This is a genomic window from Helicobacter sp. 11S02596-1 (genome assembly GCF_002272825.1).
Taxonomy (GTDB): domain Bacteria; phylum Campylobacterota; class Campylobacteria; order Campylobacterales; family Helicobacteraceae; genus Helicobacter_J.
Window position 1 is genome coordinate 22264 of sequence record NZ_MLAM01000010.1, and the last position, 23367, is coordinate 45630.

General features: G+C 41.2%; 19 protein-coding genes and 1 CRISPR repeat array (1 of these 20 only partly in view). Of the genes, 9 read left to right on the forward strand and 10 right to left on the reverse strand.

Translation table 11 applies throughout. The features are described from left to right. Positions 1-470: a CRISPR direct-repeat array (repeat unit 36 nt; unit sequence GTTTTAGGCGGTTGCTAAATTCTTCTATGGTAAAAT); it begins 292 nt to the left of the window's first position. Between the two features lie 143 nt (positions 471-613). The 5 genes from cas2 to fliW form a co-directional block, all read right to left on the reverse strand. Beyond that, a complete protein-coding gene (gene cas2, locus BJI48_RS07045) occupies positions 614-937 on the reverse strand; it encodes a CRISPR-associated endonuclease Cas2 (protein WP_257874436.1) in 324 nt (107 codons plus the stop codon). Further along, positions 900-1847 (reverse strand): type II CRISPR-associated endonuclease Cas1, encoded by a 948-nt coding sequence (gene cas1 / locus BJI48_RS07050; RefSeq protein WP_095333388.1) that lies wholly within the window; start codon positions 1845-1847, stop codon positions 900-902. Before cas1 ends, cas2 begins: the two co-directional genes overlap by 38 nt. Further along, entirely contained in the window at positions 1848-4997 is a 3150-nt protein-coding gene (gene cas9, locus BJI48_RS07055; protein WP_095333390.1) for a type II CRISPR RNA-guided endonuclease Cas9, read from the reverse strand. It abuts the gene before it with no gap. Positions 4998-5057: 60 nt separating this feature from the next. Continuing rightward, positions 5058-6128, reverse strand: coding sequence for a UDP-N-acetylglucosamine--N-acetylmuramyl-(pentapeptide) pyrophosphoryl-undecaprenol N-acetylglucosamine transferase (locus BJI48_RS07060; RefSeq protein ID WP_095333392.1), 1071 nt, complete (start codon positions 6126-6128; stop codon positions 5058-5060). A 68-nt stretch (positions 6129-6196) separates the two neighbouring features. Next, the gene (gene fliW, locus BJI48_RS07065) at positions 6197-6592 is read right to left on the reverse strand and encodes a flagellar assembly protein FliW (RefSeq protein WP_095333394.1); all 396 of its coding nucleotides are present in this window, start codon (positions 6590-6592) and stop codon (positions 6197-6199) included. A 93-nt stretch (positions 6593-6685) separates the two neighbouring features. On the opposite strand from fliW, the gene BJI48_RS07070 reads away from it, so the two are divergent. The 8 genes from BJI48_RS07070 (at position 6686) to BJI48_RS07105 (ending at position 16260) form a co-directional block, all read left to right on the forward strand. After that, on the forward strand, positions 6686-9334 hold the full coding sequence (locus tag BJI48_RS07070; RefSeq protein ID WP_180763083.1) for a valine--tRNA ligase: 2649 nt from the start codon (positions 6686-6688) through the stop codon (positions 9332-9334). A 77-nt stretch (positions 9335-9411) separates the two neighbouring features. Continuing rightward, the gene (locus BJI48_RS07075) at positions 9412-10644 is read left to right on the forward strand and encodes a hypothetical protein (protein WP_143428782.1); all 1233 of its coding nucleotides are present in this window, start codon (positions 9412-9414) and stop codon (positions 10642-10644) included. Then, entirely contained in the window at positions 10634-11185 is a 552-nt protein-coding gene (locus tag BJI48_RS07080; RefSeq protein WP_095333401.1) for a hypothetical protein, read from the forward strand. Before BJI48_RS07075 ends, BJI48_RS07080 begins: the two co-directional genes overlap by 11 nt. After that, entirely contained in the window at positions 11182-11520 is a 339-nt protein-coding gene (locus BJI48_RS07085) for a hypothetical protein (protein WP_095333403.1), read from the forward strand. Before BJI48_RS07080 ends, BJI48_RS07085 begins: the two co-directional genes overlap by 4 nt. Then, positions 11517-13046, forward strand: a complete 1530-nt coding sequence (locus tag BJI48_RS07090; protein ID WP_095333405.1) for a pilus (MSHA type) biogenesis protein MshL — start codon at positions 11517-11519, stop codon at positions 13044-13046. Before BJI48_RS07085 ends, BJI48_RS07090 begins: the two co-directional genes overlap by 4 nt. Next, positions 13046-13540 (forward strand): hypothetical protein, encoded by a 495-nt coding sequence (locus BJI48_RS07095; RefSeq protein WP_095333407.1) that lies wholly within the window; start codon positions 13046-13048, stop codon positions 13538-13540. Before BJI48_RS07090 ends, BJI48_RS07095 begins: the two co-directional genes overlap by 1 nt. Then, the gene (locus BJI48_RS07100) at positions 13540-15027 is read left to right on the forward strand and encodes a GspE/PulE family protein (RefSeq protein ID WP_095333409.1); all 1488 of its coding nucleotides are present in this window, start codon (positions 13540-13542) and stop codon (positions 15025-15027) included. Before BJI48_RS07095 ends, BJI48_RS07100 begins: the two co-directional genes overlap by 1 nt. 3 nt (positions 15028-15030) lie before the next feature. Next, complete coding sequence (locus BJI48_RS07105) at positions 15031-16260, forward strand: type II secretion system F family protein (protein WP_095333411.1); 1230 nt, start codon at positions 15031-15033, stop codon at positions 16258-16260. A 369-nt stretch (positions 16261-16629) separates the two neighbouring features. Here the strand turns inward: BJI48_RS07105 and BJI48_RS07110 are convergent, their stop codons facing one another. The 5 genes from BJI48_RS07110 to BJI48_RS07130 form a co-directional block, all read right to left on the reverse strand. Further along, complete coding sequence (locus BJI48_RS07110) at positions 16630-17889, reverse strand: restriction endonuclease subunit S (RefSeq protein ID WP_095333414.1); 1260 nt, start codon at positions 17887-17889, stop codon at positions 16630-16632. A 196-nt stretch (positions 17890-18085) separates the two neighbouring features. Then, on the reverse strand, positions 18086-18541 hold the full coding sequence (gene bcp, locus BJI48_RS07115; RefSeq protein WP_095333416.1) for a thioredoxin-dependent thiol peroxidase: 456 nt from the start codon (positions 18539-18541) through the stop codon (positions 18086-18088). A gap of 11 nt (positions 18542-18552) precedes the next feature. Beyond that, positions 18553-19191 (reverse strand): lactate utilization protein C, encoded by a 639-nt coding sequence (locus tag BJI48_RS07120; protein ID WP_095333419.1) that lies wholly within the window; start codon positions 19189-19191, stop codon positions 18553-18555. Next, a complete protein-coding gene (locus BJI48_RS07125) occupies positions 19184-20653 on the reverse strand; it encodes a LutB/LldF family L-lactate oxidation iron-sulfur protein (protein ID WP_095333423.1) in 1470 nt (489 codons plus the stop codon). Before BJI48_RS07125 ends, BJI48_RS07120 begins: the two co-directional genes overlap by 8 nt. Continuing rightward, positions 20650-21447 carry a (Fe-S)-binding protein gene (locus tag BJI48_RS07130; RefSeq protein WP_095333425.1) on the reverse strand — a complete coding sequence of 266 codons (798 nt, stop codon included), beginning with the start codon at positions 21445-21447 and terminating at the stop codon, positions 20650-20652. Before BJI48_RS07130 ends, BJI48_RS07125 begins: the two co-directional genes overlap by 4 nt. 225 nt (positions 21448-21672) lie before the next feature. Here BJI48_RS07130 and BJI48_RS07135 point away from each other — a divergent pair, with 225 nt between their 5' ends. Further along, positions 21673-23316, forward strand: a complete 1644-nt coding sequence (locus BJI48_RS07135; RefSeq protein ID WP_095333427.1) for an L-lactate permease — start codon at positions 21673-21675, stop codon at positions 23314-23316. Positions 23317-23367: the final 51 nt, after the last annotated feature.

Consider the following 23367-nt stretch of genomic DNA (forward strand, 5'->3'; position numbering starts at 1 on the left):
GGTAAAATGGAGAACAAAACAATGGCAATCGATAATAAGTTTTAGGCGGTTGCTAAATTCTTCTATGGTAAAATTCAATTCCGTGGGGCTTTGAGCCTCAAGATGTTTTAGGCGGTTGCTAAATTCTTCTATGGTAAAATTGATTTTAGTAAAATTAGCAAATACCCCAAGTTTTAGGCGGTTGCTAAATTCTTCTATGGTAAAATATGTCAAAACAAACAATCCTAATCTTATGAGTTTTAGGCGGTTGCTAAATTCTTCTATGGTAAAATCAAACGCTAATAGCAAGATTCTTGAATTAAGTTTTAGGCGGTTGCTAAATTCTTCTATGGTAAAATAGATACCCAGCGACCAAATTATCCAGCAGAGTTTTAGGCGGTTGCTAAATTCTTCTATGGTAAAATACAAACTCCCTTTTTGTATGGGTGATATAAGTTTTAGGCGGTTGCTAAATTCTTCTATGGTAAAATACACCCCGATAAAATCCCCAAATATGGGGAATAATATGGGTTAAAACCATAAAGAATATGCTACAATACACCAGAAGAATTTAGCAACTGCCTAAAATAAACGGTTATAGGGTTCCGTGCGGGGTTACAATCCCCTAAAAACCCTAAAACAATACAAGCTGTCTTGGTTGATTCATCACTTCTAATTCACTTTTTTGCCCCAATAACAATCTCATCTGATCAAATTGTTTTTCTGTCAATACTAACCCCCTGATATGCCCTTTTGGAGGCAATATCAAATCCAATCTATCCAAATGCGAATGCGCACTTGCTACCCCTTTGCATAGACGCATATAAACTGAAAATTGCAACATCAAAAACCCATCTTTAATGAGTTCTTTCCTAAATTTTGCAGCATATTTCCTATCCTCTTTGGTTCGGGTAGGCATATCAAACATCACTAAAATTCTCATAAACTTCTCTTCCATCAGAATTTTCCTTTATAAATACCGGCAATACCAACTGGTTCTCAAATCCCCTAAGCACATTCGCCAAAGATTGCACACTGCGTGTAATCGCACGATACATAGGATAATGCCTATCCTTACAAGCAATCTTAGCGTTCAAAACACCGACTAAATTCTGCCGGTGTTTCCTTTGAAACCCCTCTATAAGCTCTTGTTTTTCAACCATCAAACACACCAAAGAATCAGCAAATACCCGATAAGGCTCTAGCATATCATCAGCCAAGTTAAAAGCATTGAATTGGTTTTTATGGAAAATACCAAATGCAGGCAACAAGCCACTACTCACCAGACTTCTAGCTACACAACCCCGGATAATAGCATAAGCATAATTGAGTGCTGCATTGATAGGGTTGCAATCCTTTCTACTAAATTTATTGCCAAAAAGGGCTTGAAAATAAAGAATCGCCCCTTGAGATTCAAAATTTTTAGCATCATTTAGCACCACAGCTTTGGATAATTCTAAAATTTTTTGCCCACGCTTCGGGCAAAACGCTGTAGCCAACATTGCCTGATTATAAAGCTTTTGTTTAATGATTTGTTGCCATAAAATCGCTTTATTTTGTTTGGAGAATGCGATTTGGTTTTGAAGCATTTCTGATGTCTTGTAATACCCCAAATAAGGAGTAAAAATACCATTAGGGGTATGGGAATCATCGCAAGTAAAAAAAGCAATTTTATTATCGGCGAGCTTGCTGAGCAAGCTTGTGGTGATACTAACGTGCTTACTTTCAGAGATGACAAGGAGAATATCCCTCAGAGGAAAAGTAATATCTTTATTTTCTTGCGTGATACAAAAAAGATTATTTTTTAAACTCAATTTAGCAGGATTGCCAATAAAAATACACCGATACGCCTCATCAAACCCTGCCATTTAGGGCTTCTTTTTGGTGGTTTTCAATCTCACATCTTTTCTAGGCTCCCATCTTGCCTCACAAATCTCTCCTAGCGGGGATATAATACATTTTTTAAAGATTTTGAAATTTTGAATGCCACAACCATCTGCCAAAAACCCTGAATTTGGTTTTTCTTTGAAAAATTCTTTTTCATTTTCTTCTAAAATCTTATTGCTATGATGCCGAAAGGTCATCCCAGACGTCGATGCATTTGTCGCCGCATAATAAGCATAAAGACTTTTGGACATTTTATTTGTTTGGATTTGCACCAAATCATCCTTAAACAAACTAAAACAAAATGTATAATTTGTATCCATTTCGATCCAATCCTTAATCACACCCGTTTTTTTGTCCTTGCCTTGCACGATTGCTTTGTTGGGTAGCCTGCCGATGGCAACATCATAGGTATAAATTGGCACAACATAAAATTTTCCTTTATCTTTGGATTTAAAAATATCGGCACGCACCATTTCCCCATTTGCGACAATGCCTTGATGGATCTGGCGTATTTTCCCAAGCTTGAGGGCTTTTTCAACCCCTTCTGCACCCCCATAGACATCAAGATACTTCTCTTTAGGATAAATAGTCTGTTCGTGCAATGCCCCAGTAACGTTCCTCCTAGGCGCTTTGGAAACAAAAATATTATTGATTTTTTCGCCCACTTGTGTAGCGAAGTTTTCCAAAGGCTTTTGCAATGATTTTTTGGTTTTATTATCACCACGCTCTTGGATATTTTTTGCTTTTTTTGACATCTCAAGATATGCCTGCTCTCTTGTTTGTAGATATGTGCTAAAAGCCTGGATATTCCCATCGGTTGCAAATGCGATGATGATAGCATCTTGTGCGTGATGGAGATGGGTGTCTCTATTTTTGGCTTCCAAACCCCAATAATGTCGCAATAAACTTGTCAAACCCCCATTCAATGTCAAAATATGTTTTTTCGAGCCCTTTGCCCCAGCTTTTTTGCTCATATCCTCAATATCACTCAAAGGCAAAAATTCCAAATAAGAAGCTGTGTATTGGCTGATGAGGCGATTGATATAGCCGGTATCATTGAGATTTCTAGCCAAAAAACTTGCCCGATCACCAATATGCTTGCCAGCAAAATTTTTATTGAAAAGTTTTTTCTTCACATTTCTAGGGAGTTTTTTCATCGTTCGGATTCTTTTTTCAAATTCATCCCATTTTTCTGTATCGTTGCCTAGCCACTCATAGGGGGTTCTATCGCCTTTGGCTTGATTTTGGGTAGCAAAGACTAATACCTTATTGCCTTGTGAATCATCTAAGCTCCTAGAAAGCGGGTAGATATGATCGATTTCAAGCATATTGGCGTCTCTAAGGCATTCTTTAGTGATTTTCTTGCCACTATAGACACAAAATTCATCTTGACAAATCCATAATTTAACCTTGAGGATATTTTTTTGAGTTTCATCCAAGCCATATGTTTTGCAAATCTCTAAAGCGTCTTGATTGCGCCGATAATTTTCTTGCTGTTCTTTAAAAATCCTGCTCCTTTCTTTGAAATTCCTGCCAATATCACGTGTGAATTCAAGATGGATTTTATGCACCTTGCCGTATTTTTTTATGATTGCATTGATAACCTTGCGATATTGAGCCATAGCACGATTGACAACCGGATTGAGCGTGTCTGCAAATCCCGTCTCACTTAGCGGTGGGAGAAGACTGCATTTATTATTTGTTGGGCTATCTTTTTTAAGCCCTGCGAGCAATATCGCTTCATCATACCGCTTCCCCTCTCTCATATAAGGCAATATCCTATCAAGTGCCTTGAGGCTTAAACGAATGGTCGTGCTAAATCCAAGAGAATTATTGATGAGTTTTTCTTGCAGTGGTTTTGAAATAGGGAGTTTGGAGATTTTCTCAGAAAGAATTTTTGATGATTTGTTAAAAGTAATGATTTGAGCGATATTATCCAAAATATCTGCACCCCAAGAGGTAAATTCCGCTTCAAAATCACGTAGATAGTCTTTGAGTTCGTGATATTTTTGGAATTTAATAAAAATCTTATCTTCAGGCTTTTTATCGTTAATATAATCAAGTTTTACATCTTTAAATTCTATTTTTTCATCAAGTTTGAGGATTTCTCGGAGTTTTTGATAACTCAGACCACCTTTAAGCCTTTTGGATCTATCTAAAATCTCTTTAATAATCTCTTTTGGATAGATTTCTCCACTAATATGCTCAATATTTTTTAGGGTGTTGATAATTTTGGTGAGATTGATAAATTCTTCAGCACTATAACAACATTTAGAAGCGCGCTTTTCCTCAGGAAAAAACTCACAATTCCCCACCTTGCTTTCAAAACTTTTCAATTCTCTTTGAGAAAAAGCGATCTTTTTAAAATCATCTTCAAATCCCTTGTGTGCTTTTTGATTGCCAAATTCCCGTTGTGATTTAAAAATTTCTTCTATCTCGTTTTGAAGCTCTCTCCTGCCGATAGAGCGTTTATAATTTTCTTTTGCCCCCTGTTGATGCGATTCTTCTTGCTTGCCTTTGTTGCGCACATTTTCATAACAACCCTGTGAAATCTCTTTGCCATAATATTCTTTAAACATCATCTCGCCAATGGTTTTATACCCTTTGGTTTCCATTTGCTTTTTATTTTCTTTGATAGAATTTAAAATTACTTTTTCTTTTTTTGCCTTGTCGCTGGCGTGATTGTCATCAACGATGGTGCTTAAATCATTATAACCCCTTCTTTTGGCAATATGCAAAAGAACCCGTGCAAATTCCGTATCACTAAGCTTCCTTTCAAGCCCTAAGGCTCTAAGCTCCCAAGGAGAAAGAAACGCTTTATGGGTTGCAAAAAGCTTTGGCAGGGATGGTATATCAGATACAAATACTTCAAATGCAAAACCAAAATGCTTGCATAAAAGTTTTTTGATCTGGGACATCCTTGCTTTTCTTCTTTTGATGATCCTTCGCATACTCCTCGCTTCTCTTCTAGGGAGCGCAAGAGATTCTCCATTTTTGGGGTTTTCTGCTTGGGTAAATAATCTCACCCCGCAATCAATAATCTTGTTATTTTCTCTTAAATCCCTATCCGCCTCGACCAAAGCCCAGCCAATAGAAGTGATACCAATATCTATTCCCAAAATTTTTATCATATAAAACCTTTTTTAGAATGGCTAGATTCTGCCATACCCAAAAGCAAAATAAGGGGGGTTTTACCCCAAAATCTGCTTAGCGATCTCATCTGCCCCATCGGGGTGGATTTTTTCTCGCAAGCCCAAACTCATTTGGGTGATATTTTTCACGCCATCTTCACCGACTTGCTCGAGTTTATCGATAAAATCAAACAAATGCTTTACCTCCAGCTCATTTTGACGCACGATAGCCCCAAGTCCGGCATTTTGGAACTCCAACGCATTATAATATTGGTGATCACTAGCAGCATAGGGGTAAGGCACAAAAAGTGCCACAAGACCATTCGCACACAGCTCCCAAGCTGTGCTAGCGCCCGCCCTACCGACACAAACATCAGCTTTTGAGACCAAATTAATCAAATCCGATCTAAAATCAAAAAGCTCGATAGAACTTTGCTCCATAGAGTCTTTTAGCCCAAGGGCTTCATAAGCATTTTTGACCCGCTCAAAATCATTTTTGCCACATTGATGGATGATTTTTATCCCTTTTTCCAAAAGCCCTTTCGCACACAAAAGGGCAAAATCATTGATCGCTTTTGCCCCTTGCGAACCCCCCAAAAAAATCACATATTCTACCTTTTGCCTAATGCGTGAATGGAGAAAAAAATCATTTCGGATAGGATAAGAAGTCCGGATATAATTTTTCCCCGAATGCGAAAAACTCCCAAAAACTTTTTTAGCAAAAGGGCTCAAAAGCTTATTAAGCGTGCCTTTGATGGCATTTTGTTCGTGGATAAAAAAGCTCACGCCCAAAGAAATCGCCCCAAAGCTCGCTGGCCCCGCAGAAAATCCCCCCACGCTAAGCACCCGTTGGATTTGATGGGTTCTAAGAATCTTCCTAGCCTCCCGCCAAGCAGTCCATTGCAAAAAAATCGAGTGCAAAATACCCAAACCTTTTTGATTCACCACGCCTTTTGTATTCAAAAAATAGCATTTCTCAAACAAATTACAATTTTCAAACCAATCCCTATCCTGCCCACTGACCGAACCGATATAAAAAACCTGATGACCCTTGTTTTTGAGTGCTATACCCATCGCTTGGGCGATCGCTAAATGCCCGCCCGTTCCCCCGCCTGTGATTAGAATATTCATCCGTGCCACTCCTTAAAATAGCGTTTGTCTTATAAATAACATCGCCCTTGAAAAACCTGTCCTAAAAATCACGCCCCCACTTCTTGCTTGACAAAAGATTTGAGTGTTTCTTTGACACCAAAATCAGGATAATCCATCATCGAAAGGGCGATCTGGGCTGCGGTGTGATTTTGCGGGTTAAAAATCAATGGGGCCAAAAAATTCACCATCGAATCTTCCAGATTCTTTTGTAGCACCACCACACAATAAACCTCAACATTAGAATCCTTATCAAGCTCTAAAAGCAACTCGACATATTTTGGCACACTAAAAGAATATTCCCGCAAAGCATAGGGATTTACCAATGTCATCACAAAGCCCCCATCAGGGCTACTTATCTTGCTAAAAAGCGTGTCAATCTTTTCAAATCTAACCTGTGTGATGTTTTCAAACCCTAAAATAGGCGCTTTCAAATCATATAACATATTTTCTCCTGTAATTATTGGCTTTTTTGTATAATTCAAAAAGCAAAACTTATACCAATCTTTTAAGGACACCCGATGGGCTTAGATGCCACAATGAAATCCTACAACCCCACAGAAATTGAAGAAACTATTTATCAAATCTGCAAAGAACGTGGTTATTTTGAAATCAGCGGCAACCAAAATATCCAAAAAGAAAACAAAACATTCTCAATGATGATGCCCCCGCCCAATGTTACCGGCGTCCTCCACATCGGACACGCCCTCACGCTCACCCTCCAAGACATCCTCACCCGTTTCAAGCGAATGGATGGCTACATCACCCTCTATCAGCCCGGACTTGATCACGCCGGGATCGCCACGCAAAATATCGTCGAAAAACAACTCCTCGCACAAGGAATCAAAAAAGAAACTATTGGCAGGGAAGCTTTTATCCAAAAAGTATGGGAATGGAAAGAAAAAAGTGGCGGGGTGATTTTCTCACAAATGGAACGTCTTGGGATCTCACCTGCGTGGTCTCGGGCGAGATTTACAATGGATGAGGGGCTTAAAAATGCCGTGAGAAAAGCCTTTGTGAGCTGGTATGAACACGGGCTTATCGTTCAAGACAACTATATGGTAAATTGGTGCACCCACGATGGCGCACTCTCAGATATTGAAGTAGAATACGAAGAAAATCTTGGCAAACTCTATTACCTCAAATACCCCATCAAAGGCACGCACGACTGCCTCATCGTGGCTACCACACGCCCAGAAACCTATTTTGGAGATACAGCCGTGATGGTCCATCCTGATGATGAACGCTACCAAAAAACTATCGGCAAAAGCGTCTTGCTCCCGCTTGTAGGCAAAGAAATACCCATCATCGCTGATACCTATGTCGATCCCTCATTTGGGACCGGCTGTGTCAAAGTCACCCCCGCTCACGATGTTAATGACTATGAAGTCGGCAAAAGACACCAATTAGACACGATTGTCGTGTTTGATAAAATGGGTATTCTCAATGAAAATGCCCAAGAATTTCAAGGACTAGAACGCCTAGAAGCGCGAGAAAAAATTGTCAAAAAACTCCAAGATGAGGGCTTTATCGAAAAAATCGAAGATTATACCAATCAAGTCGGCAAATGCTACCGCTGTGGCAATATCATCGAACCCTATATCTCAAAACAATGGTTTGTCAAAGCCAGCGTGGCAAACGGGGCGATCGAAAAAGTCAATCAAGGTCTTGCCTCCTTTTATCCTCCCCAGTGGAAAAACAACTACAATGCGTGGATGCGCGAACTCAAAGATTGGTGTATCAGTCGCCAGCTGTGGTGGGGACACCAGATCCCTGTTTGGACTTGCGAATGTTCCCATACATTTGCCAGCCAAGAAGATCACCCATCACAATGCCCCAAATGTGGGAGCAAAAATCTCATTCAAGACCCCGATGTCCTTGATACCTGGTTTAGCTCCGGGCTGTGGGCTTTCAGCACGCTCGGATGGGGTAATGGCGATTTTGGCAAGGATAAAATCTGGCAAAGCGATGATTTGAAAAAATTCTATCCGAATACCACGCTTATCACCGGATTTGATATTTTGTTTTTTTGGGTCGCGCGGATGCTTTTGAGCGGGGAATCCTTGCTTGGGGAATTGCCCTTTAAAGACATCTATTTGCACGCCTTGGTCCGAGATGAAAATGGGGCAAAAATGAGCAAATCCAAAGGCAATGTCATTGACCCTTTGGAAATGATAGAAAAATACGGCGCGGATGCCCTGCGCTTTACCCTAGCGACGCTTTGTGCGCAGGGGCGGGATATTCGGCTATCTTCTGGGGCGATTGAAATCTCAAAAAATTTCGCCAACAAACTCTTTAATGCTACGAATTTCTTGATGATGTATTTGGAGCAATTAGGCGGGCAAAAGGCATTGCAAGAGGGCTTTGAAGACAAACATAGCATACACGATTTCACAACCCCGCTAGGCAAATACGCCAAATCACGACTAAATCTTGCCACAAAAGAAGTCAGAAACGCCCTAGAAGCCTACCGCTTCAATGATGGGGCAAATATCTTGTATCGATTTTTGTGGGGGGAATTTTGCGACTGGTTTATTGAATTTGCCAAAGCCGATAAGGGTGCGATTTATGAGCTTGGTAGCGTGCTAAAAGACGCGCTCAAACTCCTGCACCCCTATATGCCATTTTTGAGTGAATACCTCTGGGGCAAGCTCAATGCCTCGAGCCTAGAAAACTCCCCATCCATAATGATCCAGCCCTATCCAGAAGAAACCACGCAAGATAGGGAGCTAGAAAGTGAGTTTGACATCATCAAAGACGCTATTGTCTCTATTAGGCGCTCAAAGATGATTTTAGACATCGGGAATAAGGAGATTTCAAAAGCTTTCATCGAGCCGAATAGACCAATCAAAGATGAAAAACTCCTGCAAAGCTTCCTTGCTAAGCTTGCCAAAGTCCAAGAAGTAGCCATCACAGATTCCAAACCTAGCCATTGCGTTTCTGATGTGAGTTTGTATTGCCAAACGCACCTAAGTTTGGAGGGCATTGATTTAGAACCTATCAAAAAACGCCTCGAATCGCAAAAACAAAAGCTAGAAAAAGAAATCCATAAGCTCACCTCAATGCTACAGAATCAAAAATTTCTTCAAAATGCCCCCAAAGAAGTGCTTGAAGAAACAAGAAAAAATTTAGAGGATGCTAATGATAAAATGGCGAAAATCACTGAAGAACTGAAATTATTTATATGATTTTAAATCATATCTAACTTTATATGTGTAATAATTTTATAATTTCAAATTTACTGCAGGAGTAATGGGTGATCTTGATGGGCAAAAAAACAAAAGTTGTTTTTTCCACTCCAGATGGCTTTGTAGATACCCATTTGCGTGCTACAAAACCCTCCAAAACAGATACCATCATCGCTTGTATCAAAAGCACATCTCTCATCAAAGCCCAAGTCCGAATCGAAAATGCTTCCTTGCCATTATCAAACACCGCACTTTCAGATTGGCTTTATGCCAAATGTGTTGCCGAAGGGATTTTTGAGCCCAATATTTCCTATTGTTTTGTGTATCTGTGCCAAGACTTCGCTTCAGAAAAAGTCTTTCAAATCTATGCGTTGGACTTAGCGTATTTCCCAGCCCATCAAATCCTCATCCCCGATATTTTTTTACCGATGGGATTGGATTTGACCAAACACACGCAGAGTGTATTTTTGTTTGATAAAAATCTTGTGTTTTATCATCAAAACGAGCTTGTTTATCACTCGTTTTGTCAAAATCCCCAAGAGATTAATAAAGCCCTTGATTATATCCACGCTATCTATTCGATCGCACCCAGCGTGATTTATGCCCAAGATAGCGAGACCCTTGAGCTAATCTCATCTGATGTATCCTTGCCCATCTTGCCACTAAGCGCACTCACAGGGGAGAGTGAAAACCCCATCGCCACGCTGGCATTCTTGTATTTTTCCAAATCCCAAAACAACGCCTTGCCCCTGCTTTTCCCCAGCACGCCGATTTCATTTTATCAAAGCAAGACATTCGATCTGCTGGTCAAAACCCTCTGCGCTACGCTGTTGATGCTCCTTTACCCAACTTCTGAATTTCTGTATTCTATTTATCTTAAACACCGATTTGAAGCACTCACCAAAGAAAATCTTGCAACCCTCCAAACCATCGCCACGTATTCTCAAAGCACCGCCCCAGAGAAAAATAAAGCCCAAGATACGGCACTACAAGACCATCTATACGCCCTATATCAAGCCCAAATTGCCTACTTGCCTCGCTATAATCTCCTTGCTGACCTCTCCAAAATGCTTGCGTTCAAGGATATTGTAGTCGAAGATATTCGTTTGACTAGTGATATTTTTCAAGATGTTGCTGCGATGAGTTTTGTCCTCTCTAGCCTATCGCAAAAAAATATCATCAATGCCATCAACGCACTACAAAATAGCCCGCATTGGACAAATGCAAAACAACAAATCTTCTTTGAAGCCATCAGTAAAAATCAAGAAAAATCCTCAGCTGAAATCATCTGGGTTCGCAATGTTTTCTAGTATTTTTAAAAGCCTTGAAAGCTATATCCAAAACAAAAATAAAAAAGAGCTTTATATCCTTTTGGGGGTATTATGGGGCTTGATATTTGCCCTGATTTATTTTTTGCTTTTGCCCCCTATCTCTGATAATCTCACCCAACAAAAAGAAGCTTATGCGATTTTAAGCTTAGCTTATGCCAAAAATCTCTCCCATCTACAAAAAATTTCTCAAAACCCCCAAGAGAAAAACATTGAGATAAACAAGCAAGCCCAAGAAGTGCATTGGCAACAAGCATTCAGGCACGCTGCGATAAATAATTACGCCCTGCTTAAAATGATTGAAAATCTCGCTACCAAATTGCAATTACAAATCACCTCAGATATTACCAACACAGGCGATGATTTGCTCTTTTGCCTTGAGGGTAGATTCCAAGATTTTACAGAATGGCTACGCTATTTGGAGCAAAATTATTTTGTTTTTATCGAAGATTTCCACCTATTTTTCAAAGAAAACACCCTCGCTTATCAAATCCATATCAAAAATCTAGGAAACTCGTTATGAAAGCTTTGTTTTTAGCTCCACTTTTTTGGGCGAGCCTATTTTCCAGCGAGCTTTCTAGTGATATTTCTAACAAGATCCCCGAGACCTTTTTGAACACCCCTATCCATATCGCTAAACAAAAAATTTTTAATATGTTTGATTCTAGCATTCTCCAAACCCCCAAGCTTGAAATCATCATCAACCAAAAAGCCAAGATCAATGGCAAGTGGTATCAACACGGACAAAAAGTCTCAAAATACCATATCATCGCCATCGAGCAAAATGCTGTGATTTTGAAAAATGCCCAACAAACTCTCAAGCTCACCACCCGAGCTCACCACAAAAAGACAAAATGATGGGCAAAATCAGAGGCAATATCAAACGATGCCTTGCAATTTTTTGCCTGTGTTTATGCGCCCAAGCCAACGATTTATGCAACGACAAAACATTTGACATCGCCACAGCAGAAGATTCATCTATCCGTGAAGTCATCGAAGAAATCGCTAATGAGTGCTATTTCAGCCTGATTTATGCCGATAGCAAGACCAAAGAAATCCTTGATGATCAAAAACCCGTCTTAAACCTCAAAGCCCACAAACTCGAATCCATCTTGCAAATCATTACCGATGGGGCAGATCTGAGTTATGAAATCAAAAAACGCCATATCAAAATCAAACGCCTCATCACCAAAACGTTCAATATCGATTATGTCGCCACGGCACGTGTGGGTTCAAGCAACACCGATGTCATCTTCTCCCAAGACACCCAAAATAATCTCTATCAAACCCCATCTTTAATGTCCCTACAAAACCAAACCGACGCCCACCAAAGGGCGATGGCAATCGGTAGCGAGCAAACCAAACTCAATGTCGGGCGTAGCGGGACAAAAATCTACTCCATTGATGAGCTTAATTTTTGGGGTGAGCTAGAAAACGAACTCGTAGCGATCACCTATCGCCCCGGAGATAGCAACCAGCCGCCAAAATCTGGTACAAAAAGCACCATCGTCATCAACAAAGGGGCTGGACTTGTTACCATCACCGCCTCACCCTCACAAATCCAGAGGGTGCAAGACTACATCGATATCCTCAAGGAAAAAATGCAAGCCCAAGTCCTCATCGATGTGAATATCCTCACGATTTCTCACAATAACATCGATACGGCTGGGGTAAATTGGGGAGAAATCTACAATCTAGGTATCAAGGGCAGTGGGGATGGGAACAATCTGGTTACATTCCAAAATTCAGGCGCAAACTATGGCATTAATATCTTTTCTCAAGACCTCACCTTAGGGAAGATTTTGGAGTTTCTCCATCACTATGGCAAAGTCAGCTCGGTTTCTAACCCCAAAGTCCTCACGCTAAACAACCAGCCTGCCATCATCTCTGTGGGCAATGTATTGCGCTATACACAAAATCTCGTTTATCAAAACAGCACGAATACCGCTGTGATCCAAAACACTGGCGAACAATTCCCCACGGTTTTTTCAGGCGTGCTTTTAGATGTAACGCCTTCAATCAGCAAGGGCTATGTCATCTTGAAAATCAATCCTTCCATCACCAAAGCCAAAGACGCCGCTATAGAAAACCAGCCCAATGCACTCAAATCCCCACCCAATCTATCGACCAACCAACTCTCCTCTATTGTCAAACTCCAAGACAATCAAAAAGTCATCTTAGGCGGGCTCATCCACAAAACCCAATCCATCGTAGAAAAAAAGCTCCCCATTCTAGGCTATATTCCCCTACTCAAATACTTTTTTTCCTACAAAAAAGATCTCAAACAAACCCAAGAAATCATCATCGTCATCACGCCAAAAATCATTACCCCCACGAGCTTTCCGAGTGATTTGGGATACAATATCCCCGAGGGAAACCTATAATGAAAATAAATATAAAAATAGATTGGTCCTTTTTGTTGCAACCAAGCACTTTGATTATAGGGGCTTCATTTTTGCTTGGTATCATTGCGACCAATATCAATTCCTACCAAAACGGCTATGCTAAAGCCATCGAGGATTCTCAAAAATCTTTGAGCCTTTCAAAACCGCAAACACAGCCCGCACCTATGACGTCGCCCGCACTGCCATCGCCACGCATTCAAACCCCCCAAAAACCTGTGCTGGAAAAACCACCATTTTATATGGGCGAAATTCAAGGCAATCTCACCTATGCCCACGCTATTAAAATCGCACAAGATTACTACGCAAATGGGGCGTATGAAAATGCTATGATTTGGGCTTACCGCGCTAATCAAATCGATCCAAACGGCATCCAAAGCTACAAAATCACTATCGAAAGCCTCGAAAAAATCGGCGAAACAAAACAAGCCCAAACATTAAAGCGAGAAGTCGAAGCATTTTTTAGGAATCGCTGATGAATGCAATGAGCGAGATAGAAACGCTGGATTTTCAAGATTGGGCTATTGATGAAAAATCCTGCACCCTTTTGCCCTATCAGCTAGCGTGCAAGCTAAAAACATTCGTATTTTTGATTGATTTTGCAAAACAAAATATCATTTTAGCCGTATGTGAAGACAAAGAAAACACTCACAAACAAAACACCCATAACCAAAGCTTACTCCAAGAAATCATCAAACAAAAATACCCAACATTTGCCGTGCAGCATTGCCCCATCCACCCCAAAAGCTTTTATATCGCCTTAGAACATATCAAAATCCAAGAACAAATCTATCGCTTCAGCACCCAAATCAACCAGCAAAAAAGCGCCCAAAGCAGTATCGAAAGCTTCTATCATTTTATTTTAGAAACTGCTATTTTGCAAAATGCGAGCGATTTGCACCTAGAATCCAAACACACGCACGCAAGTTTTAAGATTCGCAAAGATGGCAAAATCAAAGAAATCGCCAAGCTAAGCTGCGAAATCTTTGAACTCCTTTGTAACAAAATCAAACTCCAATCACGGCTTGATATCAGCGAAAAACGCCTGCCTCAAGATGGGCGATACAGCCTCAATATTGAGGGCAAGGATTATGATTTTAGAATCTCGTGCGTGCCTACCCAGCACGGCGAATCCATCGTAATGCGCCTGCTTTACAAACAAACCCGCCAGATTGATTTGGATTTTCTCAACCTCAGCACCGACCATCACGCATTGATTCAAAAAAGTATCCATTCCCCGCACGGCATTATCCTCATCACCGGACCCACAGGGAGTGGCAAAAGCACCACGCTTTATGCCTTGCTTGAAACGCTAAAATCTTCTGAAAAAAAGCTCATCACCATCGAAGACCCTATCGAATACCAAATCGATCTCGCCACGCAAGTCCAGATCAATCCTGATTATGGATTTGGCTTCCCAGAAGCCTTGCGGGCGATCTTGCGCCAAGACCCCGATATTATTATGGTCGGAGAAATCCGCGACCAAGAAACCCTCCAGCTAGCTATCCAAAGCTCGTTAACTGGTCATCTCGTCCTCTCGACTATCCACACAAACGACACCGCTAGCACCATCGATCGGCTTTTGGATATGGGAATCGCACCTTATTTGCTTAATTCTAGCCTCCATACCATCATCTCCCAACGCTTGGTCCGCAAGCTCTGCCCGCATTGCAAAAAACCCAAAGCAATCTCGCAAACAGAAAAAATCGCCCAAGAACAAAACGCATTCACCCCAGTGGGTTGCCAAAAATGCCATATGCAGGGCTTTGATGGCAGGGAGGCGATTTTTGAGGTTTTAGAAATCACTGATACTATCAAACCCCTCATCGGCAAAACCCCCACATCAAAACTCAAAGAAATATTAAAGGAAAAAGGCTTTCAAACACTCTTTGATGATGGGATAAGAAAAGCACGTGAGGGGATCACAACGTATGAAGAAATTTACCGCAGTATCAAAGAATAACCAATGAAATTCCGTATTCAAGGTATCAAAAACGCACGCACCATCATAATCATATGCCACGCTGCTTCCCAAGAAGAAGCCAAAATAAAAGCCTATGAAGCAGGTATCGCTCCCACGCAAATCACGCCAATATCCCAAAATGCCCTTTCAGGGTTTTTGTTATTTCCTGCCCTTTTATCGCTTCGTGCTTTTTTATTGCCCTCGCACCAAAAAGAACTCATCAATAGTTTCAAACAAATCGCTTTAATGCTCGAAGCCTCCTTGCCGATTGATGAGATTCTCAACTATTGTATCGCTGGGCAAAAGCACCCCAAAATCCAAGCGATGTATCAAGACATACTCCAAAGCCTGCATTCCGGGATTTCTTTGAGCCAAGCATTCAAAAAGCACGCCAACTTCATCGGCGAAATGCACGCAAATATCATCGAAGTGGGGCAAAATACGGGCAACCTGCCGGAAACATTCCGTGCCTTAGCCCACGAACTCGAACAAGACCAGCAAGACATCGCAGGATTTAAGAAAAAAATGTTTTATCCGTTTATCGTGATTTTGAGCGTTTTTGTTGCCTTTGGGATACTCAATGCACTCATTATCCCCGAATTTATCGCTTTATTTGAAGAATTTAACCTTGAGCTTCCTTTTAGCACCCAAGCGCTGATTTTTACAGGGGATTTATTGCAAAAATGGGGGCTGGTGATACTTGTGATAGCAGGGCTTGGAGCGGTGGTAGCCAAAAAATCAATCACAAAATCACCGCCACTAAAAGAGTGGCTACATCGCCACATTTTAGATATCCCATTCATCGGAAAAATACTCCGCTATCGTGATCTCACACGCTGTTTATTTTCGTTTTATCTATGCGTTAAAACAGGGATGGATTTTGGTGCGTCTTTGAAAAATGCTCACGCTTCCATCAACAACCTCCATCTCAAAAGCAGTTTTTCTCAAATCATCACCAACATCCAAAAAGGGCAAAATCTCAGCTATGCGTTGGGTGAAGTCACGCTGTTTGACCCGATGACAAACGGCTTGATTTTAGCCGGTGAAAAAAGCGGGAATCTCGATACCACGCTACAGATGTGTTCCCAATATTATCAAACGCTTTATTCTGAAGCCCTCAATCGCTTTAGCCAATGGGTAGAACCCATCTTGACATTACTCGTAGGTAGCCTTGTGCTGTGGTTTTCGCTAGGGATAATGATGCCAATGTGGGATCTTAATAATATCGAGTAAATTGGTTTTCATTTTGCTTACTCGATTCGCTTAGCGAATCTGAAGACCGCTACATCTATGTTTTACTCGGTTTGACAAGTCAAACCTGAAGACCACTACGCAAGATGTAAAATCTTGCTTCGCTCCTAAAGTATGGGGTTATTCCCAGCTACCGCTGGTCATCAACCCGTTTTCTAAGGTTTTCAATTTTAAACCACTTTCAAACCAAGCTATCTACGCCATTTAATCCTGTGTTGCATTGGGGGCGTGTCAGGGGGTAGGGGTTTTAAAGGGGTCTAGGGGGGCGGACTTCGCAATTTAAGCCCCCCTGACCCCTTTCTAGCTAATATAAGAAAAAATAACTAGTCGCACAGCTATGGAAAAGAATCATTATTTTCCACTCGATTCCTCCTTTGGAAAATTTAGCAACAAATCCCGGTAATAGGCGTATTGCTTTTTTCTTAGCTCTATTTCTTTCGGCAAGCCTTCGGTTAGGGAATTAGTTAATGCGTCGAATTTATCTAGTATGTCGACGATTTGGTTTTGGGTTTCAATTGGGGGAATGGGGATTGGAATTTCTTTCATTTGATTACTCATTAATTTAGGGTTTCCCATTCCTGCATATACGTGGCTTTTTGCTTTAATGGATAGCCAATAAAATAAAAATTTATGCGTAAGATTTATTTGCTTTTTAATTTCTATCAAGCCACAAACATTGGTTATTGAAAATTTTCCGTTTCGATAAAATACAGTGCCTGCATTTGCTCCATCTGTTGTCCAAGTTATAAACTCTCCATCAAAATCAAAAGTTCCTATTTTCCCAATAATGCCATCGTTAGAGGTTTGTGAGCTATAAACGGGATATTCGCCTTTGTTATCTTCTAAATAAACTTTTGAAATAACTTTCCCGCGCTTCAGGATCGCTATTTCCCCCAGCGGTTTATATTCCACCTTTGCGCCATTAAGCAGTTTTTGCAAAAAAGGAAAATCGGCGGCGTTTTTAAAGTCTAACAGTTTATCGCGGTAGTATTGATATTGCTTCTTGCGCAAAATCAGCTCTTCGCCTAGCTTAGCGGTAAGTTCGGCTGTTAGCGCACTAAACCTATCTAATATCCCGACAATTTCATTTTGAATCGCTAAAGATTTCTCTGGATTATTCGGCGCAGGGATGGGGATGATTATTTTTGCAAGATCGCTGGCAGAAATATCAATTACTTTTGTACCTTTTGCATATTTTCTTTTTTCATCAAAAAAATTTGCGGTTTGCGTGTAATAAGCAAAATATTTGCCAATAATTTCAGAACTTGGTTTAAATATTGAAGCGTGTCCGCCAGTAACAGCTTGCTTTTCACCTAAATAAACAAGTGCTTTGCCAACGTCTTTAAGGTTTTCGCTGGTATTGGTAATAACCACATCACCGTAATTTACTTTCCTTAATTTTTGGGCTGATTCTTCTGAAACAAAAGATTTGGTTGTCTCGGTTGATAATCCGTAAAAAGTATATATTTGCCCATAATGAATTGCAGGAAATCCCGTTTCTGTAAAATCCTTTTTTTGCAATCCATTGCCGCGAATAATTTCGCCAATTTCCCCCAGCGGCTTCCATTCCACATTTTCGCCATCTAACAGCTTTTTTAAAAACGGGTGCATTGGTTTCCTTGTTTTTATCTTTGTTTATATTTTAAACTTTTAAACCTTAGAAACTCTACCCACCCACCCCAAGTTGATAACAAAACGAAGTGCCGTTATAACCCTATTCTTTAGGAACGAAGCGAGGCTTTGCCTGCTGGAATGGTCTTCAGGTTTGGATTTTAAAATCCAAACCGAGTAAGGATAATGCTAACCATCACAGGCTTTCCAAGACCGCTTTGGCGTGTCCTTTGGCTTTGACATTATAAAAAACTTTCTCTATACGCCCATCTGTGCCAATCACGAATGTCGATCGGATAATACCAAATACCTCTCTGCCATACATCATCTTTTTGCCATAAGCCCCGTAAGCACTTGCAACGCTTTTGTCAGGATCGCAAAGCAAAATAATCTTGAGCGCTTTATCTTGAATAAATTTTTTATGGCTCTTGGGCGTATCCGGGCTAATACCCACGACAATCGCGCCTTTTTGAGCAAAATCATCGAGCATTTCTGTAAAATCAACTGCTTCAATTGAGCAACCCGGCGTATTATCCTTAGGATAAAAATACAGCACAATCTTTTTTGCCATCAAATCTTTTAGGCCAATTTCAGTCTCATCTTGATTTTTTAGTCTAAAATCAGGCGCAACATCACCTACAACTAATGCCATCTCAAACTCCTTTAATACAAAATAATCACTACATTTTGAGGTCCGTGCACCCCAAACACCGTTTGTAATTCAATATCAGCCGTCCTTGAGGGACCAGCGATAAAAAGCAGATTTGTCGGCAATACGCCATCCTTGCTTTCTTTTTTCAAAGCCTCAATGCCCGCATAAAGATCTTTGACTATCTGGGTTTTATCGAGCAAAATAACACAATTAAGCGTAATCAAAGACGCTAGTCTCGGACTCAAAGGCGAAGAAACCACGCCAATAATACCTAGATTTGCCACGCCACAAACCCCCTTGATAATAGAGGTATCCATATCAAAAAGCTCGGCGCGCATATCTTCAACGCATTTATCATAGGCGATTTTTTCAAAATCACCCGCAAGGCTAGCAACATCAAAAGGCAAATCCAGCGTATGCAAGACCTTTTTAGCACCCAAATCATTCAAAGCCCTCAAAACATCCGCACTAAGATTTTGGGGCGAGGATTCTATCACATTTGCCCGATTGGATTTTTGAAAATGCTTGTATTCCTCGAGTAAATCGGGATTTTCAGATTTCAAAATATCCTTAAAATGCACTTCCGTTTTGGCAATATGGTTTTTAGCAAGAGCGGTTTGGACTCGATTTAAGATTTGTGTCTTACTCATAAATCACCCCTTGGATATTTTTGACTTTGGCGTGCAAAGAAGCGTTGATATGGGGGAATTCCCGACAAGAAATCCAAGACTTCAAGCCCGGAAGTATCGGGGAAATCTTTTTAGCTAGCGGAGAAAAAATACTTATCAAACCTAGCAATATTCGCCATTTTACCCCGCTAGTTGCCAACGATGCAAATACGCCCATAGCGAATTTTTCGACCTTGTTGGGATGTGTTTTTGACAGACTGCCTACATTCCCTCTACCCTCGAGTGCCTTTTCACTCCGAAGATCCCTGATAAGATCAGCTAGCGGGATTTTGACCGGGCAAACCTCTGAACACCTCCCACAAAGAGAGCAAAGATTTACCATATAGCCGCAATTATCCAGCCCAAAAAGTTGCGGGGAAATCACCTCCCCAATCGGTCCGGGATAAGTCGATAAATAAGCGTGCCCACCGATCTTATCATACACCGGGCAGTGATTGAGGCAAGTCCCGCAACGGATACAGCTTAGCGAGCGATAATAATGTGAATCTGAGAGAATCTTAGAGCGATTATTATCAAGCATTACGATATGAACCTCTTTGGGGCCATCTAAATCGCCATCTTTCCCATCGCCATCTTTTCGGGGACCTGTGATGATATTGTTATAGCAAGTAATAGGCGCACCCACCGCACTTGGGACCAACAACGTATCCAAAATACAAGCATCTTCAAAGCTTTCAACGATTTTTTCTATCCCACAAATCGCTACGTGAATATCGCAAGCTGTGGTGCTCATCCTCCCGTTGCCTTCATTTTCGACAAGCCAAATCGCCCCCTCATTAGCAATGGCAAAATTCACACCCGAAAGACCCATTTTAAAGTCTTCAAATTCTTTTCGCAAATGCTTCCTTGCGATGGCATTGAGCTTTTCTGGCTCACTTTCAAGCGGGGCATTGAGCTTGTCTTTGAAAATCTGCCCGATTTGGTAGCGGTTTTTGTGAATCGCAGGGGCGACAATATGCACAGGGGGTTCATCAATCAACTGGATAATCAACTCCCCAAGATCGGTTTCTGTAGCCAAAATACCTTTTTCTTTGAGGGTGGCATTCAGATGGATTTCTTCACTCGCCATCGACTTGCCTTTAAGGATTGTAGAAACGTGTTTTTCTCTGGCAAGATTATAGATGATCTCATTGGCTTCTTTTGCATCATTTGCCCAATGGACCTTGAAGCCGTTTTTGATAGCATTGCTTTCAAATCGATCCAAAAGCACATCGAGATTAGAAAGCGCTTTTGCTTTGACCTCCTTGCCAAGTTCGCGCAATCCCTCCCAATCGGTGTAACGACTGGTAATCAGGTTTTTTCGATTGGTTTTGAGGGTTTTCATTACCGATTGGAGATTTTTTCTCAACTGCGTATCATTGAGTTTTGCACTGATGGTGTCTTCATATTCTTTGGCAGAATGAAATAATAAATTTTCACTCATTGCAAATCTCCATTTTGGGGTTGTTTTTCAAATTTGGTATTTCCTAGCCCGCCAGAATTACTCATCGAAGCAATGCCTATGCGCTGGGCGATAAAATCATACAGATGGATAGGCATTACATTCGCCCCTATTTTTTCCATCGCGCCGCTGATATTGAGCAAACAGCCCGCATCGCCTGAAACCAAATAAGCGACATTTTTCGATGCGATGTCTTGGATCTTATCGCTTACCATCGCCTTGGAAATCTCAGGCTCTTTGATACTAAATGTCCCGCCAAAACCGCAACACTCTTCCTCTCTTTCTAGCTCGATGAGTTCGACATTTTTGAGGCTTTTTAGCAATGCTTTGGAAGATTGAATCGTTTTTGCCACCCGCAATGCGTGGCAATTTGAATGCCACGTGATCTTGGTAGGTGCGCCACAATCTTCATACCGCACGCCCAATCGCTTGTCTAAAAACTCGCTGAGCTCAAAAACGCGCGAACAAAAATCATAAACCCGCTCATATTCTGGCTTGCCCTCAAATAACTCCAAATAATCGTGTTGCATCATCCCCGCACACGAACCACTCGGCACGATGATGGGATAATCTTCTTCAAACAAACCCATATTGTGGCGTGCGATTTTTCTGCTCTCCTCATAGTAGCCAGAATTATAACTGGGCTGACCACAGCAGGTTTGATTTTTTTTGAAAATCACCTCAATCCCCTCTTTTTGCAAAAGTTTGATGGCATTCACGCAGGTGTCGCTATAGGCAATACCGCCCAGACAGGTTGCATAAAAATAAACCTTCATCATTATCTCCTTGTAAATCAATACGCATCAATATACCCTAAAAACCCATAAAAAAATAAAAATCAAACCTTTATCATAGGGATTTTCGGGGGTATTTTTGATACATAACTACACAATTTTTGAAAGAGATAATTTTTATTAGTTCCAAAAATCAAGGGCAATGCAATCTTTTGGTTATACTAAATCCTTTATAAATTCAAAAATTACAAAACCCAAGGAGAAAAAATGGAATACCATCAGGTTTATAATCCCTTAGATAATATTTGGTTGAGTGCGTTTGTGGCTTTCTTGCCGATATTGTTGTTTTTTGCAGCATTGGTTATTTTCAAGCTCAAAGGCTATATGGCAGGCTTGCTCACCGTGATTTTATCGGCTATCATCTCTATTTTTGTTTATGGAATGCCAGCCAATATGGTCGCTTCAGCATTTGCTTATGGGTTTTTGTATGGCTTATGGCCCATCGCTTGGATCATCGTAGCAGCGATTTTTCTCTATAAGCTTTCTGTCAAATCGGGGTATTTTGATATTTTGAGAGAAAGCATTCTCTCCATCACCCCCGATCATCGTATCCTTGTTATCCTCATTGGCTTTTGTTTTGGGGCATTTTTGGAGGGAGCTATCGGATTTGGAGGGCCTGTAGCGATCACTGCAGCCATACTTGTGGGGCTAGGCTTGCGCCCTTTATACGCCGCAGGGCTTTGTATGATTGCCAATACTGCTCCTGTGGCATTTGGTGCGGTGGGGATTCCTATCATTGCGATGGCAGGGGTAGTCAATGTCCCTGCCCTTGATATTTCAGCGATGACAGGGAGGATGTTGCCCCCATTGACACTTTTTGTGCCATTTTTCATCGTATTTTTGATGGATGGCTGGCGAGGAGTCAAAGAAACGTTCCCTGTGGTTTTGGTTGCTGCACTCTCCTTTGCGATCGTGCAATTTTATAGCTCCAACCACTTAGGACCAGAACTCCCTGATATTATTTCAGCGATCGTTTCTATTGTCGCAACGACGATATTCTTGAAATTCTGGCAACCCAAACGGATCTTTCGCACCGATGAAAGTCCTGCATACAACGAACATACCAAGCACCATATTTGCAAGGTGCTAGTCGCGTGGGCGCCTTTTGTGATATTGATTGCTACGATCGTGATTTGGACACAGCCGTGGTTCAAGGATTTATTCAAACCCGGCGGGGCGCTAGCATTCACAACCTTTCAGTTTGAATTTAGCACCATCAGCGAAAAAATCATCAAAACAGCCCCCATCGCCATAGAGGGAAAACCCCTTAGCGATAAAATCGTATTTTCATTGCCATTGATTGGGGCAACAGGGACTTCCATCCTCGCAGCAGCGATTTTGAGTATCTTTATCTTGCGTGTCCGCACAAAAGATGCACTCGGGGTTTTTGCAGAAACACTAAGCGAGATGAAATTCCCCATCCTCACGATTGGACTTGTCCTAGCATTTGCTTATATCTCCAACTACAGCGGGATTTCAGCCACGCTCGCTTTGGCATTGGCAAGCACAGGGCACGCTTTCACATTCTTTTCGCCCATCATTGGCTGGATTGGGGTATTTTTGACCGGAAGCGATACGAGTTCTAATCTACTTTTTGGCTCTTTGCAACAACTCACAGCCAGACAGCTGGGTATCCCTGAAGTCTTGTTTTTGGCTGCCAATTCCGTAGGTGGGGTCGTAGGCAAGATGATTAGCCCGCAAAGTATCGCCGTAGCTTGCGCAGCTGTGGGGCTTGTGGGTAGAGAAAGCGAACTCTTTCGATTTACATTGAAATATTCGATTTTATTTGTCATCGCTATTGGTATCATCACGACATTGATTGCGTATGTTATCCCAGAGATTATCCCTTGAGGGGGGGGGATCTCTGGAGTTTAAAATCCCCAAGCTATTTGATTGTGGATT